A 15755-nucleotide genomic window follows, 5' to 3' on the forward strand; every position below is an offset into this window, starting at 1 on the left:
CTTAGCCCAGCAGGGTAGCCCAGCCTTCAACCACGTCGCCGCCCCACTTGGCTTTCCACTCTTTCAGAGTCTTGTGGTTGCCACCTTTGGTTTCAATCACTTCGCCGTTGTGCGGGTTTTTGTATTGTTTAACCTTGCGTGCACGCTTGGTGCCGGTAGTTTTTACGGCGCCACGTGGAGCCTTAACTTTCGAATCCGGATCCAGCAGCGCGATGATGTCACGCAGGGATTTGGAGTATTCGCCCATCAGGGTGCGCAATTTGCCTTCGAATTCCAGCTCGGTTTGCAGTTTGTCGTCTTGGGACAGGTTCTTCAAACGGGCTTGCAGCTCTTTGATAGCTTCTTCGGTGGCGCGATATTCGTTGATCAGGGACATGGGGACTACCTTATGCAGGGCGCTGGGTGAAAGGGGATAGTGGCTCAATAATAGTCAGACAGTTTGCCCAAGTAAACATTTAAGGCCGCATTTATGTAATTTACTTTGGTTGTTTGTGGCAAAAGCGTGGAATTGAGTTAATTAGTAAGGGGGATGGCCTAAAGATACTCTGGTTAAGTCTTGGCTTACTGCCGGAGTCCACGCGTTTGCACACATAGTGGGGAAAAACCTTACGCTATTAAGGGGCAGGGTTGACGCAGCCGATCAGAATAAGCGTTGAGGAATACTGCAGTTTTTCTGCGCAATCGCTAGAATGGCGGCCTTTGCGAAGTTCTGGAGTTTCCCCCTAATGCGCACTTTTCGGCTGGTGATTGCTTGCCCGGACCGGGTTGGCATCGTTGCCAAGGTCAGTAACTTTCTGGCTTCCCACAACGGTTGGATCACCGAAGCGAGCCATCACTCGGACAATCTCAGCGGCTGGTTTTTCATGCGTCACGAAATTCGTGCCGATACGCTGCCCTTTGGTCTAGAGGCATTTCGCGAGGCATTTGCGCCGATCGCTGAAGAGTTCTCGATGACCTGGCGCATCACCGACACGGAACAGAAAAAACGCGTGGTCCTGATGGCCAGTCGTGAGTCCCACTGCCTGGCAGACCTGCTGCACCGCTGGCACAGCGATGAACTGGACTGCGAAATCTCCTGCGTGATTTCCAACCATGACGACCTGCGCAGCATGGTCGAGTGGCATGGCATTCCGTACTACCACGTCCCGGTCAACCCGCAGGACAAGGAGCCGGCCTTTGCCGAGGTCTCGCGCCTGGTCAAGCAGCACGATGCGGACGTCGTGGTACTGGCGCGCTACATGCAGATTCTGCCGCCGGAGTTGTGCAGTGAATACGCTGGCAAGGTGATCAATATTCACCACAGTTTCCTGCCATCGTTTGTGGGTGCCAAGCCGTATCACCAGGCATCCCTGCGTGGCGTGAAGCTGATCGGTGCAACGTGCCACTACGTCACCGAAGAGTTGGACGCCGGTCCCATCATCGAGCAGGACGTGGTGCGTGTCAGCCATAGCGACAGCATCGAAGACATGGTCCGTTTTGGCCGTGACGTCGAGAAGATGGTGCTGGCTCGCGGCCTGCGCTATCACCTGGAAGACCGGGTACTGGTGCACGGCAACAAGACTGTCGTGTTCTGATTGAAGTGTTTTGATTGAAGAATGAAGGGCCTGGGCGTTAAATCGCTACAGGCCCTTTTTTTGAGCGCGGGTGAGGACTGGAGCATGAGCGATCCACTGGACAAGGCGACTTCCAAAGCCCCCGCGACGCTGGGAGAGGGTTGTTTGAGTCGATATGACCCGGATGACCTGAGCAGTGAGGACGGCACCGAGTTTCCAGGCGCCGCCGAGTTGTGGGAACAATTGCAGGACACATCCGAATTGCCTGAAGAAAAGGCGTCAGCGGCTGTGCAAGGCAGCCGCTGACCCGGCGGGATCAAATCCGGAAACTACCCACCAGTTGTTTCAAGCGCGCCGCTTGCTGTTCCAGGTCGGAACAGGCCCGCAAGGTTGATTGCAGGTTTTCCACACCTTCCTGATTGAGGGTGTTGATCTCGGTGATGTCCATGTTGATTGACTCCACCACCGAGGTCTGTTCCTCGGTAGCGGTGGCTACCGACTGGTTCATCCCGTCAATTTCGCCGATGCGCTGGGTCACGCTGTTCAGGCGCTCGCCCGCCAGGTTGGCGATTTCCACACTGTCCTGGCTGTGCCGCTGGCTTTCGCTCATGGTGCTGACCGAATCCCGGGCGCCGACTTGCAGCTCCTCGATCATCTTCTGCACCTGCTGCGCCGACTCCTGGGTGCGGTGCGCCAGGTTGCGCACTTCATCGGCCACCACCGCAAAGCCGCGCCCGGCTTCCCCGGCCCGTGCGGCTTCAATCGCCGCGTTGAGGGCCAGCAGGTTGGTTTGCTGGGAAATGCTGGTGATCACTTCCAGAATCTGCCCGATGTTCACTGTCTTGCTGTTAAGCGCTTCGATATTGGTGCTGGAGGCGCTGATCATCTGCGACAACTGGTTCATCGCCTTGATATTGCGTTCCACCACTTGCTGACCGTCTTCGGCCAAGTGCCGGGCATCGCTGGCCTGGTTGGAGGCCTGTGCGGCGTTGCGGGCGATTTCCTGGGCGGCGGCCCCCAGCTCGTTGATCGCGGCCGCGACGCTGTTGGTCCGGTTGGCCTGCTCGTCGGAATTGACCATCGAGGAATTGGAGGCGCTGACCACCCGCAGGGCCACTTCATTGACCTGCTCGGTGGCCGAGGAAACTTCGCGAATCGAGGTGTGAATCCGCTCCACGAAACGATTGAAAGCGCTGCCAAGCACGCCGAATTCGTCGTGGTTCTGGATGGTCAGGCGGCGGGTCAGGTCGCCTTCACCGTCGGCGATGTCTTCCATGGCGCGGGTCATGACGTGCAGTGGCTGCAGGAGGATGCGAATCAGCATGCCCAGCAGGGCGATGATGATGACCACGGCGATGATCGTGGCGATGATCGCCGAGGTGCGGAACTCACTGAGCATGGCGAAGGACTTGTCTTTATCCACCGACAGGCCGAGGTACCAGTTCACCGAGGGCAGGCCCTTGATCGGGGTAAAGGTGACGATACGTGTCTTGCCGTTTACCTCGACTTCACTGAAGTCGCTGCTGATCCTGGGGGTGTTGTTCGGATAGACGTCGGCCAGGGTTTTCATCACCAGGCCCTTGTCCGGGTGTACCAGCACTTTGCCGTCGGCACTGACCAGGAAGGCATAACCCATGCCGCCGAAGTTCAGGGCACCGATGTTGTCTACCAGGGTTTGCAGGCTCAGGTCGCCGCCCACCACGCCGACACTCTGGCCGGCCTTGGTGCTGGGGGTGGCGATGGAGATGATCAACTGGCCGGTGGCCGCGTCAATGTAGGGTTCGGTCAGGGTTGAGCCGTTGCTGCCCTGCGCGCCCTTGTACCAGGGGCGTACCCGTGGGTCGAAGCCGTCGGGCATCTTGGTATCGGGGCGGATGACGAATCCGCCCTTGCTGTCGCCAAGGTACGTGGCCATGAACGAGGACGTCAGGGCCTTCTGTTCCAGAAGGCTGGCGACGCTGGTTGAATCCGGGTTGATGGCGATGTTCTGTGCGGCGCTTTCTATCAGCACTATGCGCCCGGTAAGCCAGGTCTGGATGTTGCTGGCAGTGACATCGCCCATTTCATGCAGGTAGTTGTTCAGGTCGTCGCGAATCGCATTACGCTGCAAGTAGTCGTTGTAGAGGGTAAACAACGCAAAGGCGGCAATGACGACAAGAGCGGCGGCAAGCAGGATTTTATGGCTGAAACGCAGATTTTTATTCATGGCTTGTGGGGTCCGCTATGGTCTTAATATCCGATGCACGTCCTTCTGGGACGCGCGGAATGGCTGCGTCAAAAAAAGTGTGATATTTCCATCTGCTCCTGCAGGAATTATCCGGCCTGTTTTTCCAAGACTTTTTGGGTCTCTCGCTTTATCTGTATCGACCATTCAGCGCCAAAGATTAACCATGGGTGACAAAATGCCTGACTCCTCGCAACTCATTATTGGTGCAGATCTTCAGGGCCAGCCGATTGCCCAGTCGATGCGCCTGGCCAACCGCCACGGCTTGATCGCAGGCGCCACCGGCACCGGCAAGACCGTGACCTTGCAGCGCCTGGCGGAAGCTTTCAGCGACGCCGGGGTCGCGGTATTTGCCGCCGATATCAAGGGTGACCTGTGTGGCCTGGGCGCTGCGGCCAACCCTCAGGGCAAGGTCGCCGAGCGCATAGCCGGCATGCCTTTCCTTAATTACACGCCCAAGGCGTATCCGGTGACGTTGTGGGATATCCACGGCCAGTCCGGTCATCCGTTGCGCACCACCATGAGTGAAATGGGCCCGCTTTTGCTCGGCAGCCTGTTGGAGCTCACCGACAGCCAGCAATCGGCCCTCTACGCAGCCTTCAAGGTGGCCGATCGTGAAGGCCTGTTGTTGCTGGACCTCAAGGACCTCAAGGCGCTGCTGAACCATTTGCGCTATCACCCGGAGTTGCTCGGGGAAGACGCGGCCTTGATGACCACCGGTTCCAGCCAGGCGCTGTTGCGGCGCCTGGCGGTGCTGGAGCAGCAGGGTGCCGAAGCGTTGTTCGGCGAGCCGGCGCTGCAACTCGAAGACATCCTGCAACCGGCCAGTGACGGCCGCGGGCGTATTCATCTATTGGACGCCAGCCGGCTGGTGCATGAGGCGCCGAAGGTCTACGCGACCTTCCTGCTTTGGCTGTTGGCCGAACTGTTCGAGCAACTGCCGGAACGTGGCGATGCCGACAAGCCGCTGCTGGCGCTGTTTTTCGATGAGGCGCATCTGTTGTTTGCCGACACCCCCAAGGCCCTGCAGGATCGCCTGGAGCAAGTGGTGCGGCTGATTCGCTCGAAAGGCGTCGGTGTGTATTTCGTCACCCAGTCTCCCGGGGACTTGCCGGACACCGTGCTGGCGCAACTCGGCTTGCGCATCCAGCACGGGCTGCGGGCGTTCACCACCAAGGAGCAGAAGTCCCTGCGGGCGGTGGCCGATGGTTTCCGGCCCAATCCGGCATTTGATGCGCTGGCGGTGCTGACCGAGTTGGGTACAGGTGAGGCATTGGTGGGAACCTTGCAGGAAAAGGGGACGCCTGAAGTAGTCCAACGCGTACTGGTAGCACCGCCGCAATCGCGGATCGGGCCACTGAGCGAAGCTGAGCGGGCAGCACTGATTGCCAGTTCGCCATTGCAGGGGCGTTATGACAAGCCGATTGACCGTGAGTCGGCGTACGAAGTGTTGATGGCGCGCAAGGACTTGGGCCCGCAAGAGGATTCGACGCCCGCCGCTGAAGAGCCAAGCTTTACCGACAAGGCCGGTGCTTTCCTCGGTACTACGGCAGGCAAGGCACTGAAATCGGCGATGCAACAGGCGGCCAATCAGATGGGCCGGCAGTTGGTGCGCGGGTTACTGGGGTCTTTGTTAGGCGGCAGCAAACGTAAATAACGATGGGATCAAATGTGGGAGCGGGCTTGCTCGCGAAAGCGGTGGATCAGTCAATATATCCAGTGACTGACACGCCACCTTCGCGAGCAAGCCCGCTCCCACACTTGGTTCTACGCCGGTCTCAGGTTTTGGGTTTGGCGTGAGCGGCCAGCCGCTCCAGCGCAGCGCGTAAATTCGGATCGGTAATCCCGTCTGCCGTGGCCTGAATGGTTTCGGCGGCGATTTCCGACAAATCCATCGTATGCCCCACCGCGCCTTGCGGCACGGTCGGCGGTTGCACCTTGAACTGGATGCGCGTCAGGCTGGCGAATTCGTCGAAGGCCATCAATTGGCGCTGCAAACGTTTCTGCTGGTAGCGCAGGCGCGTCGCCCAATGGCCGTCGGTGACGATCAGCAGCAGATTGCCCTCGCGCCACGAGGCCACATGGCAGTGTTCGCGGGCGGCGGGCTGCAGTTGGCTTTCTACCAGGCGTTGCAGATGACCAAGGCGTTGCGCATGGCCGAAGATGGCTTTTAAAGGCTTGGCTTCGCGAAGCAACACGGCGGGAGCTCGGGCCGTAAGAGGGCGAAATGCCATGACTAGACACCTTAAGTAACAGAGAGGCCATGGTAGCAGAAAGCGTCTGCGACACCGCCGCCATTGCATTACCGGCAGTTTATCCATTAAATCAACGAGTAACTTATTACCCGAATGGGTTGAAGTTCAGCAAAAAGCCCTTATTTTAAACAAGCCCTCCAAGAGCGCCGTGCCAGCATCGTGGAATAACGCCACTTTCCTCACCCACGTTTCCGGGTAGAATGCTCGTTCGCATGCGGCCGTGAGGGCTGCTCGGGCGACTCACGGGGCGCCCTCCATCCCTATGTGTGGAAGAACCTGCCGATATGTTTGCGCCTTTGTTAAAGAAACTTTTTGGAAGCAAGAATGAGCGCGAAGTCAAACGCATGCTCAAGACGGTGCAGCTGGTCAATGCCTTCGAAGAGCAGATGGTTGCCCTTTCGGACGAGCAATTGCGCGCCAAGACCGAAGAGTTCAAGGCCCGCATAGCCAAAGGTGAAACCCTCGACAAGCTGCTTCCCGAAGCCTTTGCGGTCGCCCGCGAAGCCGGTAAGCGTGTCATGGGCATGCGCCACTTCGACGTCCAGTTGATCGGCGGCATGACCTTGCATGAAGGCATGATTGCCGAAATGCGTACCGGTGAAGGCAAGACCCTGGTGGCAACTCTGGGCGTTTACCTCAACGCACTGTCCGGCAAGGGCGTGCACGTTGTGACGGTGAACGACTACCTGGCCCGCCGGGATGCCAACTGGATGCGTCCGCTGTACGAATTCCTCGGCCTGACCGTCGGCGTTGTCACGCCGTTCCAGCCGCCGGAAGAGAAGCGCGCCGCCTATGCTGCCGACATCACCTACGGTACCAACAACGAATTCGGTTTCGACTACCTGCGCGACAACATGGCGTTCAGCATGGAAGAAAAATTCCAGCGCGAACTCAATTTTGCCGTGATCGACGAAGTCGACTCCATCCTGATCGACGAAGCCCGTACCCCGCTGATCATTTCCGGCCAGGCCGAGGACAGCTCGCGCCTGTACACCGAGATCAACAAGCTGATCCCGCGCCTTGAGCAACACATCGAGGAAGTGGAAGGCGTGGTGACCAAAGAAGGTCACTTCACCATCGACGAGAAGACCCGCCAGGTCGAACTCAACGAAGCCGGTCACCAGTTCGTCGAAGACATGCTGACCCAGATCGGCCTGCTGGCCGAAGGCGAGAGCCTGTACTCGGCGCACAACCTGGGCCTGTTGACCCACGTATATGCGGGCCTGCGTGCTCACAAGCTGTTCCATCGCAACGTTGAATACATCGTGCAGGACGGCCAGGTCGTACTGGTCGACGAACACACCGGTCGTACCATGCCGGGTCGCCGTTTGTCGGAAGGCCTGCACCAGGCGATCGAAGCCAAGGAAGCCCTGAACATCCAGGCTGAAAGCCAGACCCTGGCCTCGACCACCTTCCAGAACTACTTCCGTCTGTACAACAAACTGTCCGGCATGACCGGTACAGCCGACACCGAAGCGTTCGAATTCCACCAGATCTACGGTCTGTCGGTGATGGTTATCCCGCCGAACAAGCCGCTGGCGCGTAAAGACTTCAACGACCTGGTGTTCCTGACCGCCGACGAGAAATACGCTGCAATCGTCGCCGACATCAAGGAATGCATGGCCCAGGGCCGTCCAGTGCTGGTGGGTACTGCCACCATCGAAACTTCCGAGCACATGTCCAGCTTGCTGGCCAAGGAAGGCATCGAGCACAAGGTCCTCAACGCCAAGTTCCACGAAAAAGAAGCCGAGATCATTGCCCAGGCCGGTCGCCCGGGCGCACTGACCATCGCCACCAACATGGCCGGTCGTGGTACCGACATCCTGTTGGGCGGTAACTGGGAAGTGGAAGTTGCGTCCCTGGACAACCCGACCCCTGAGCAGATCGCGCAGATCAAGGCCGACTGGCAGAAGCGCCACCAGCAAGTGCTGGAGTCCGGCGGCTTGCAGGTGATCGCGTCCGAGCGTCACGAATCGCGCCGTATCGACAACCAGCTGCGTGGTCGTGCCGGTCGTCAGGGTGACGCCGGTTCCAGCCGTTTCTACCTGTCCCTGGAAGACAGCCTGATGCGCATCTTCGCCTCGGATCGGGTGAAGAACTTCATGAAAGCCCTGGGCATGCAGTCCGGTGAGGCGATTGAACACCGCATGGTGACCAACGCCATCGAGAAGGCCCAGCGCAAGGTAGAAGGCCGTAACTTCGACATTCGTAAGCAACTGCTCGAGTTCGATGACGTCAACAACGAACAGCGTAAAGTGATTTATCACATGCGTAACAGTTTGTTGGCCGCCACCAACATCGGCGAGACCATTGCCGATTTCCGCCAGGACGTGCTCAACGCCACCGTCAGCGCCCATATTCCGCCACAGTCCCTGCCTGAGCAGTGGGATGTTGCCGGCCTGGAAGCTGCGTTGAAGAGCGACTTCGGTGTCGACTTGCCGGTCCAGCAATGGCTCGACGAAGACGACCACCTGTACGAAGAAACCCTGCGCGAGAAGCTCATGACCGAGCTGCTGGCCGCTTACAACGAGAAAGAAGAGCAGGCGAGTGCCGAAGCACTGCGCACCTTCGAGAAGCAAATCGTACTGCGTGTGCTGGACGACCTGTGGAAAGACCACCTGTCGACCATGGACCACCTGCGTCACGGCATCCACTTGCGTGGCTACGCCCAGAAGAACCCGAAGCAGGAGTACAAGCGCGAGTCGTTCACGCTGTTCTCCGAACTGCTGGATTCGATCAAGCGCGATTCGATTCGTGTGCTGTCCCACGTTCAGGTGCGTCGCGAAGACCCGATCGAGGAAGAAGCCCGCCTGCGTCAGGAAGCTGAGGCACTGGCTGCGCGCATGCAGTTCCAGCACGACGAAGCGCCTGGTCTTGAGGCTCCGGAAGTATTGGGTGAAGAGGTCGATGTGGCCCTGGCCCAGGCCCCGGTGCGCAACGAACAGAAGCTGGGCCGCAACGAACTGTGCTGGTGCGGTTCGGGCAAGAAGTTCAAGCACTGCCACGGCGAAATCAACTAAGATTTTCGCCTGACGCTGCAACACCCCCGCGCCGCGACCGGCATCAGCCGTCGCGGCGTTTTGCCATTTCGTCACCGTCGATAGCGACGGGGTACACACCCAATATTTTTAGGAGCGCATTCATGGCTGTTGGTCTTGGTCCTTTGCCCACGTTGCACCCGGTTGCCGGGTTTGAACTCGGTATCGCTTCGGCGGGCATCAAGCGCCCGGGGCGCAAGGATGTGGTGGTGATGCGCTGTGCCGAAGGCTCGACCGTCGCGGGTGTGTTCACCCTGAACGCGTTTTGCGCCGCGCCCGTGATTCTGGCCAGGCAGCGTGTCGAAGGCCCGGTGCGTTACCTGTTGACCAACACCGGCAATGCCAACGCCGGGACCGGCGAGCCTGGCCTGGCCGCCGCTGCCCGCACCTGCGCCAAGCTGGCGGAGCTGACCGGCGTAGACGCCAGCCAGGTGCTGCCGTACTCCACCGGTGTGATCGGTGAGCCGCTGCCGGTAGAGAAAATCGAAGGCGCGCTGCAAGCAGCGCTGGATGACCTGTCGGTGGATAACTGGGCGGCTGCGGCTACCGGGATCATGACCACCGATACTCTGCCAAAAGGCGCCAGCCGTCAGTTTGTGCACGAAGGCGTGACCGTTACCGTCACGGGCATCAGCAAAGGCGCCGGCATGATTCGCCCGAACATGGCGACCATGCTGGGCTATATCGCCACCGACGCCAAAGTCTCCCGTGACGTGCTGCAAAACCTGATGCTCGACGGCGCCAACAAGTCCTTCAACCGCATCACCATCGACGGCGACACCTCGACCAACGATTGCTGCATGTTGATCGCCACCGGCCAGGCTGACCTGCCGGAAATCACCTCGTCCAACGGCGCGTATTTCGCCGCGTTGAAGCAGGCGGTGTTCGAAGTGTGCATGGACGTGGCCCAGGCCATCGTGCGCGACGGCGAAGGCGCCACCAAGTTTGTGACGGTTGAAGTCAACGGCGGCGGTAATCACCAGGAATGCCTGGATGTCGGTTACACCGTGGCTCACTCGCCGCTGATCAAGACCGCACTGTTTGCCTCCGACCCGAACTGGGGCCGTATCCTGGCCGCTGTGGGCCGTGCCGGCGTGCCGAACCTGGACGTGAGCAAGATCGACGTGTTCCTCGGCGAAGTGTGCATCGCCAGCCGTGGCGCCCGGGCCGAGACGTACACCGAAGCCCAGGGTTCGGCGGTGATGCAGCAGGAAGAAATCACCATCCGTATCGAATTGGGTCGCGGTGAGTGCAGCGAAACCATCTGGACCACCGACCTATCCCACGAGTACGTGAAGATCAACGCGGAATACCGCACCTGATACCAGGCAGGTCTTCAAACCGATTCAGAGGAAATAGTGCGGTGAAACGAGTTCATGTAGCAGCAGCGGTCATCCGGGGGGTCGACGGCAGGATTCTGCTGGCGCGCCGCGCCGATACCCAGCATCAGGGCGGCCTCTGGGAGTTTCCCGGTGGCAAGGTGGAGGCCGATGAGTCGGTCGCTACCGCGCTGTCCCGTGAATTGCAGGAGGAGCTGGGCATCCAGGTCACGGCGGCTCGCCCGTTGATCAAGGTGCAGCATGATTACCCGGACAAACAGGTGTTGCTGGATGTCTGGGAAGTCTCGGCCTTTACCGGCGAGCCCCACGGTGCCGAAGGCCAACCCCTTGAGTGGGTGACCCAGCGGGACCTGCCGAACTATGAGTTTCCGGCAGCCAATGCGCCGATCGTTGCGGCGGCGCGTTTGCCGGCTGACTACTTGATCACTCCGGGCGAGCTGGAGACACCCGTCCTGCTGCGCGGTATTCAAAAAGCCATCGCTGGTGGCATCAAGCTGGTTCAGCTGCGTGCCCCCAACGGTTACGACCCCAAGTACCGTGACCTGGCGGTGGACGCCGTGGGCCTGTGTGCGGGCAAGGCGCAACTGATGCTCAAGGGGCCGTTTGAATGGCTGGGGGATTTTCCCGCGGCCGGCTGGCATATGACCTCGGCGCAACTGCGCAAGTACGCCAGCAAGGGACGTCCTTTGCCGAAGGATCGCTGGTTGGCGGCGTCTTGCCACAATGCTGAGGAATTAGCCTTGGCGGAGTTGATGGACGTGGATTTCGTCACCTTGTCGCCGGTGCAGCCGACCCAGACTCATCCTGATGCCGAGCCGTTGGGCTGGGAGCAGGCACAGCAGTTGATCAGTGGGTTCAGCAAACCGGTGTTCTTGCTCGGTGGGGTGGGTCCTGCTGAGCGGGAAAAGGCCTGGGAGGCTGGTGCTCAAGGTGTGGCGGGGATTCGGGCGTTCTGGCCTGAGGTTTAGGCATAACCCTGGCGAGTGGCCAGGGTAGCTGTTGTGGCGAGGGAGCAAGCTCCCTCGCCACAGGTTGCAATCGGTCAGTAAGCATCAGTGCGGCTTTGCCGCCGCCTGCCACAAGATCTCTGCAACGCCCTGGCGCTTGGCAATCACCCTGGCTGCCACAAAGAGCAAGTCCGACAGCCGGTTGATGTACGCCAACCCGACGCCTTCCAGCGGTTCCTGCGCATTCAGGTGCTGACACCGGCGCTCCGCACTGCGAGCCAGGCTTCGGCATACATGGGCCTGGGCAATCAACGCCGAACCACCCGGCAGAATGAAGTTCTCCAGCGGCCCGACCTCTTCATTCCAGCGATCGATCGCCGCCTCAAGGCGGTCGACTTCCGCCGCGTTCAGCGCCTTGTACACCGGCATCGCCAATTCGCCGCCCAGGTCAAACAGACGATGCTGGCAAGGTGTCAGCACCTCGATCACATCCTTCAACGCTGGATGCTGCCCGCTTTGTTCCTCCAATCCCGCCAGCAACAAACCCAACTGGCTGTTCAGCGCATCCACCTCGCCAATCGCCTCCACCCGTGGATGGTCCTTGGGCACGCGGCGGCCGTCGCCCAGGCCGGTTTCGCCCTTGTCGCCGGTACGGGTGTAAATTTTCGACAGGCGAAAGCCCATGGTTAGCGCTCCAGTTGAGTGAGTTCGTTGGGTGGCAATTGGCTGCCCGCCAGGGGCAGGCGCAAGGTGAAGCAGGTACCCTGGCCAAGGGTCGAATGCACTTCCATCTGCCCCTTGTGATTGTTGGTGATGATGAAATACGAAACCGACAACCCAAGCCCGGTGCCCTGGCCGATTTCCTTGGTGGTGAAGAACGGCTCAAACGTGCGTTTGCGCACGTTCTCGCTCATACCGATGCCGTTGTCTTCCACCTGGATTTCTGCCCACGGCGGGTTGAGCCGGGTGCGCAGGATGATCCGGCCGGGCTCGCTGCCGTCTTCGCGCTGATGAATCGCCTGGGCGGCGTTTTTCAGCAGGTTGAGCAGTACTTGCTCCAGTTCGTTGGCGGTGCCGGGTACCGGGCCCAGTTGCGGGTCGAACTGGCGGATGATCGCCTGGCCCTTGAAGTCGAAGCCGACGGTGAGGTCGAAGTCGTTGCCGGCAATTTCCACGGCCTGGTCGATCAAGGCCGGCAAGTCGCACGGCGCCATCTGCCGGTTGCTGCGGCGGCTGAAGCTGAGCATGTGGGTGACGATTTTCGCCGCCCGGGCGCCAGCCTGCTGGATGCCGTCGAGCAACTGTGGCACTTCGCGGCTTTGCAGGTAGCGGTTGACCGAGTCCAGGTCGATGCCCGCCTGTTCGGCGTGCTCGAGGTTTTTCGGCAGTTCGTTGGACAACCGGCGGCGAATGTTCTGCACGTTATGCAGGATCGCTCCCAACGGGTTGTTGATTTCGTGCGCCATGCCGGCGGCCAGGCCACCGACCGAGAGCATTTTCTCTGACTGCACCATCATTTCTTCCAGGGACAGGCGCTGGGTGATGTCGTCGATCCGGATCACCACGCCGCGTCCGGCACCGCCCATCAACGGATAGAAGGTCAGGGCGTAGTGCTTGGGTTCGTCATCCTTGACCCAGGTAACGCGCTCGATCCGCTCCACGGTGTGTTGCTCGACCGTGGCCTTGATCTGCGGCAGGAACGGCTTGAGCGGCTGGAAGGCGAGGAAGATCGGCTGGTTCAGTGCCTCGTCCAGGCGGGTCCCGGAAAGTGCGCTGGCTTCCTGGTTCCATTGGGTGACGTAGAGCTGTTCGTCGAGGGCGATCAGTGCCGAGGGCATCGAGTCGATGATGCTGTTGAGGTAGTTCTGGAAGCCGGTGAGCTTTTTCTCGATCTTGCTGCGCACCTGCACTTCCAGTTCCAGCTTGCGGTTGGTGTGGCGGGTTTCTTCCGCCAGGCCCTGGGCTTGATCGTAGGCGGCCTGGGAATCGTCTCGCGCGCGCTTGAGTTGCTGCTCACGGGCTTCAATGCGCGAAAGCATGGTGTTGAAAGCTTCGGCGAGGCTGCCGATTTCATCATGGTTGCCGCGACCGGCGCGCAGGGCGTAGTTCTCTTCCCGGGTGACCTGGCGCGACAATTCTTCCAGTTCATGGATCGGCCGGGTAATCAGGCGCTTGATCTGCCGGGCGATCACCAGCCACAGCAGCACGCTGAAGATCAGGATACCCAGGCTGGCGGTGAAGGTACCGGTATAGAAAGCCACCGGCAGTTCGCTGCTGGCCACCAGCAACAAGTGCCCGGACGGTTTGCCGGCACGGGGTAGGGTGATCACCTGGTTGCTGCGAAATTCGGTGGTACGCCAGGTTTCAATGTCCCGGAAATTATCTGGCAGGTGCAGGCGATTGGCATGTTGCAGCTGGGCCAGGCGCGTGCCATCTCCGTCGTATAAGGCCGCGGCCCGCAATGGCGAGTAGCTGGTCAGTTCATCCAGCAGGGTTTGCGCCTTGAGCGGTGAGTCCAGTGACTCGGCGGCGAGCGACGGGTTGGACACCAGCCGACCGATGGCCTGCAAGGCCTGGGGCGCCATGCTTTCCTGGGAGATCCAGTAGGCGGCGCTGATAAAGGTCAGGTTGGCCACCAGCAAGACGGTGGTCAACAAAACCAGCAGGGCCGCCAGCAGTTTCTGCCCAACCGGTAGATTTTCGAGACGCTGGCGCAGTGGCATCAAGGTTTTCGCTGCAAAGGAACAAGCAGGCAGGGTAGCGCGTGCTTCAGTCGCTGGGCAATCCGCGTGCAGACAGTTGCCGTACCAGGCGCGCCTGGAGTTGTTGCAGGTGCGGCAAGCTCAGTTGGTGGCGGGCGGCCGCCTGGCAGGCATAGCCCAGCAAATAGCTGATTTCGGTGCGTCGGGCACTGGCCACGTCCTGGTACATCGAGGAGTAATTGGCCGCCGTGGCCTGGATTACCCGTTCCACTTCGCTGTGCAAATCCTCTGCGGCAGCGGGTTGGCCGCAGCATTCCAGCAGGTCGGCGAGTTCGGCGCACAGGGTGGCCACTTCGCACTGATGGGCTTGCAGCTCGCCATTGCGACACTGGTAAAGCACGGTCAGCGGGTTGATGGCGCAGTTCAGGGCCAGTTTGCGCCACAGGCGGGTGAGGATGTCGGTGCTCCACTCATGGGGAATGCCGGCGGCTTGCAGGTCATCCAGCCACAGCGGCGGAGTAGGGTGCCGAGCATCCCCCAGCCAGGTGTAGCCATGGCCGGCAAACACTACTCGCCAGTCACTCTCGCGAAACGCGCCTTCGGTGCTGGAGGCGAAGATGCAGCGTGCCTGGGGCAGTTGGGCGGCGACTGCGTCCTGGCTGCCCAGCCCGTTTTGCAACAGGATCAGTTCGGCGTCCGGCACCAGTCGATGTTCCAGCTGTGCGACGGCTTCCTGGGCGTCGTAGGCCTTGCACGCCACCAGCAGGCGATGAATTGGCCCAGGGCTGTCGGAGGTTTCGCCGACGACCGGGTAGGTGTGAGCCACGCCTTGCTCGACCAGGGTCAGGCCATTGGCCGTCTGATAACTCGCCAACCGCCCGGGATCCCGCAGGATCAGGCGCACGGGCAGACCGGCGCGGGCCAGGCGGGCGGCCCACAGTGTTCCGAGGCTGCCGGCGCCGAGGACGTGCCAGGTGGTCGACATCAGTTTTTACTCCGTAAGGCTGCCCGCAGTGAACGAGGCGAAAGAACCGCTATAATGCCCGGGCATTTTAGCCCGGGCGTGCTCCATCTCTACTGAGCCGCGCCCCTTTTTTATTGGAGAAATTACATGCCGTCGTTCGACGTGGTATCCGAACTGGACAAACATGAAGTCACCAACGCCGTCGAGAACGCCGTCAAGGAGCTGGATCGCCGCTATGACTTGAAGGGCAAGGGCAGCTTCGAGTTCAAGGAAAAGGAGCTGACCGTCAACCTGACCGCGGAAGCCGACTTCCAGCTGGAAGCGATGATTGAGATCCTCAAGCTGTCTCTGGTCAAGCGCAAGATCGATGCACAGTGCCTTGAAATCAAGGATGCCTATGCGTCCGGCAAGCTGATGAAGCAGGAAGCCGTGCTCAAGGAAGGCATCGACAAGGAGCTGGCGAAGAAAATCGTCGCTCACGTCAAGGACGCCAAGCTCAAGGTCCAGGCCTCCATCCAGGGCGAGCAGGTACGTATCACCGGTAAGAAGCGTGACGACTTGCAAGAGGCCATTGCTGCCCTGCGCGCCAAGACCTTCGACATGCCGCTGCAGTTCAATAACTTCCGCGACTGATAGCACTTTGGGGAACCTGTGGGCGTTTTTGACGTCCCACGCCCAGAACCTGCAGAAACGATTGAGCCCTTCGGGGCTCATTTGTTATGTGGGGATTGA

13 protein-coding genes and 1 pseudogene are annotated in these 15755 nt (G+C 60.1%); 7 read left to right on the forward strand and 7 right to left on the reverse strand.

Features of this window, described 5'->3' with window-relative positions:
• Position 1: 1 nt before the first annotated feature.
• Entirely contained in the window at positions 2-376 is a 375-nt protein-coding gene (gene mvaT, locus HX817_RS25110) for a histone-like nucleoid-structuring protein MvaT (protein WP_008432352.1), read from the reverse strand.
• 349 nt (positions 377-725) lie between these two features.
• On the opposite strand from mvaT, the gene purU reads away from it, so the two are divergent.
• A complete protein-coding gene (purU, locus tag HX817_RS25115) occupies positions 726-1574 on the forward strand; it encodes a formyltetrahydrofolate deformylase (RefSeq protein ID WP_003209762.1) in 849 nt (282 codons plus the stop codon).
• An 84-nt stretch (positions 1575-1658) separates the two neighbouring features.
• Positions 1659-1859: a hypothetical protein gene (locus HX817_RS25120; RefSeq protein ID WP_023659227.1), complete on the forward strand. Its 201-nt coding sequence runs from the start codon at positions 1659-1661 to the stop codon at positions 1857-1859.
• Positions 1860-1869: 10 nt separating this feature from the next.
• Here the strand turns inward: HX817_RS25120 and HX817_RS31655 are convergent, their stop codons facing one another.
• On the reverse strand, positions 1870-2634 hold the full coding sequence (locus tag HX817_RS31655; RefSeq protein WP_371132408.1) for a methyl-accepting chemotaxis protein: 765 nt from the start codon (positions 2632-2634) through the stop codon (positions 1870-1872).
• Positions 2635-2727: 93 nt separating this feature from the next.
• A pseudogene (locus tag HX817_RS31660) lies at positions 2728-3759 on the reverse strand (cache domain-containing protein); the annotation flags it as partial.
• Between the two features lie 196 nt (positions 3760-3955).
• Here HX817_RS31660 and HX817_RS25130 point away from each other — a divergent pair.
• Positions 3956-5434 (forward strand): helicase HerA-like domain-containing protein, encoded by a 1479-nt coding sequence (locus tag HX817_RS25130; RefSeq protein WP_008432355.1) that lies wholly within the window; start codon positions 3956-3958, stop codon positions 5432-5434.
• Between the two features lie 121 nt (positions 5435-5555).
• Here the strand turns inward: HX817_RS25130 and HX817_RS25135 are convergent, their stop codons facing one another.
• Entirely contained in the window at positions 5556-6011 is a 456-nt protein-coding gene (locus HX817_RS25135) for a DUF721 domain-containing protein (RefSeq protein ID WP_008432358.1), read from the reverse strand.
• Positions 6012-6316: 305 nt separating this feature from the next.
• On the opposite strand from HX817_RS25135, the gene secA reads away from it, so the two are divergent.
• The 3 genes from secA to HX817_RS25150 all read left to right on the forward strand — a co-directional run bounded on the left by secA (position 6317) and on the right by HX817_RS25150 (position 11378).
• The gene (gene secA, locus HX817_RS25140) at positions 6317-9052 is read left to right on the forward strand and encodes a preprotein translocase subunit SecA (protein ID WP_003209775.1); all 2736 of its coding nucleotides are present in this window, start codon (positions 6317-6319) and stop codon (positions 9050-9052) included.
• 122 nt (positions 9053-9174) lie between these two features.
• Positions 9175-10392 (forward strand): bifunctional glutamate N-acetyltransferase/amino-acid acetyltransferase ArgJ, encoded by a 1218-nt coding sequence (argJ, locus tag HX817_RS25145; RefSeq protein WP_177041498.1) that lies wholly within the window; start codon positions 9175-9177, stop codon positions 10390-10392.
• 41 nt (positions 10393-10433) lie between these two features.
• Positions 10434-11378, forward strand: a complete 945-nt coding sequence (locus tag HX817_RS25150; protein WP_177041500.1) for a Nudix family hydrolase — start codon at positions 10434-10436, stop codon at positions 11376-11378.
• A gap of 84 nt (positions 11379-11462) precedes the next feature.
• Here the strand turns inward: HX817_RS25150 and HX817_RS25155 are convergent, their stop codons facing one another.
• The 3 genes from HX817_RS25155 to HX817_RS25165 are packed head-to-tail and all read right to left on the reverse strand — an operon-like array spanning position 11463 to position 15044.
• Entirely contained in the window at positions 11463-12041 is a 579-nt protein-coding gene (locus HX817_RS25155) for a cob(I)yrinic acid a,c-diamide adenosyltransferase (protein ID WP_003209781.1), read from the reverse strand.
• Between the two features lie 2 nt (positions 12042-12043).
• On the reverse strand, positions 12044-14080 hold the full coding sequence (locus HX817_RS25160) for an ATP-binding protein (protein ID WP_003209782.1): 2037 nt from the start codon (positions 14078-14080) through the stop codon (positions 12044-12046).
• A gap of 46 nt (positions 14081-14126) precedes the next feature.
• Complete coding sequence (locus HX817_RS25165) at positions 14127-15044, reverse strand: putative 2-dehydropantoate 2-reductase (RefSeq protein WP_177028601.1); 918 nt, start codon at positions 15042-15044, stop codon at positions 14127-14129.
• 126 nt (positions 15045-15170) lie between these two features.
• Here HX817_RS25165 and HX817_RS25170 point away from each other — a divergent pair, with 126 nt between their 5' ends.
• Positions 15171-15656, forward strand: a complete 486-nt coding sequence (locus tag HX817_RS25170; protein ID WP_017475669.1) for a YajQ family cyclic di-GMP-binding protein — start codon at positions 15171-15173, stop codon at positions 15654-15656.
• The last annotated feature ends 99 nt before the right edge of the window (positions 15657-15755 follow it).

Source organism: Pseudomonas sp. C6002, assembly GCF_013385805.1.
Lineage (GTDB): Bacteria > Pseudomonadota > Gammaproteobacteria > Pseudomonadales > Pseudomonadaceae > Aquipseudomonas.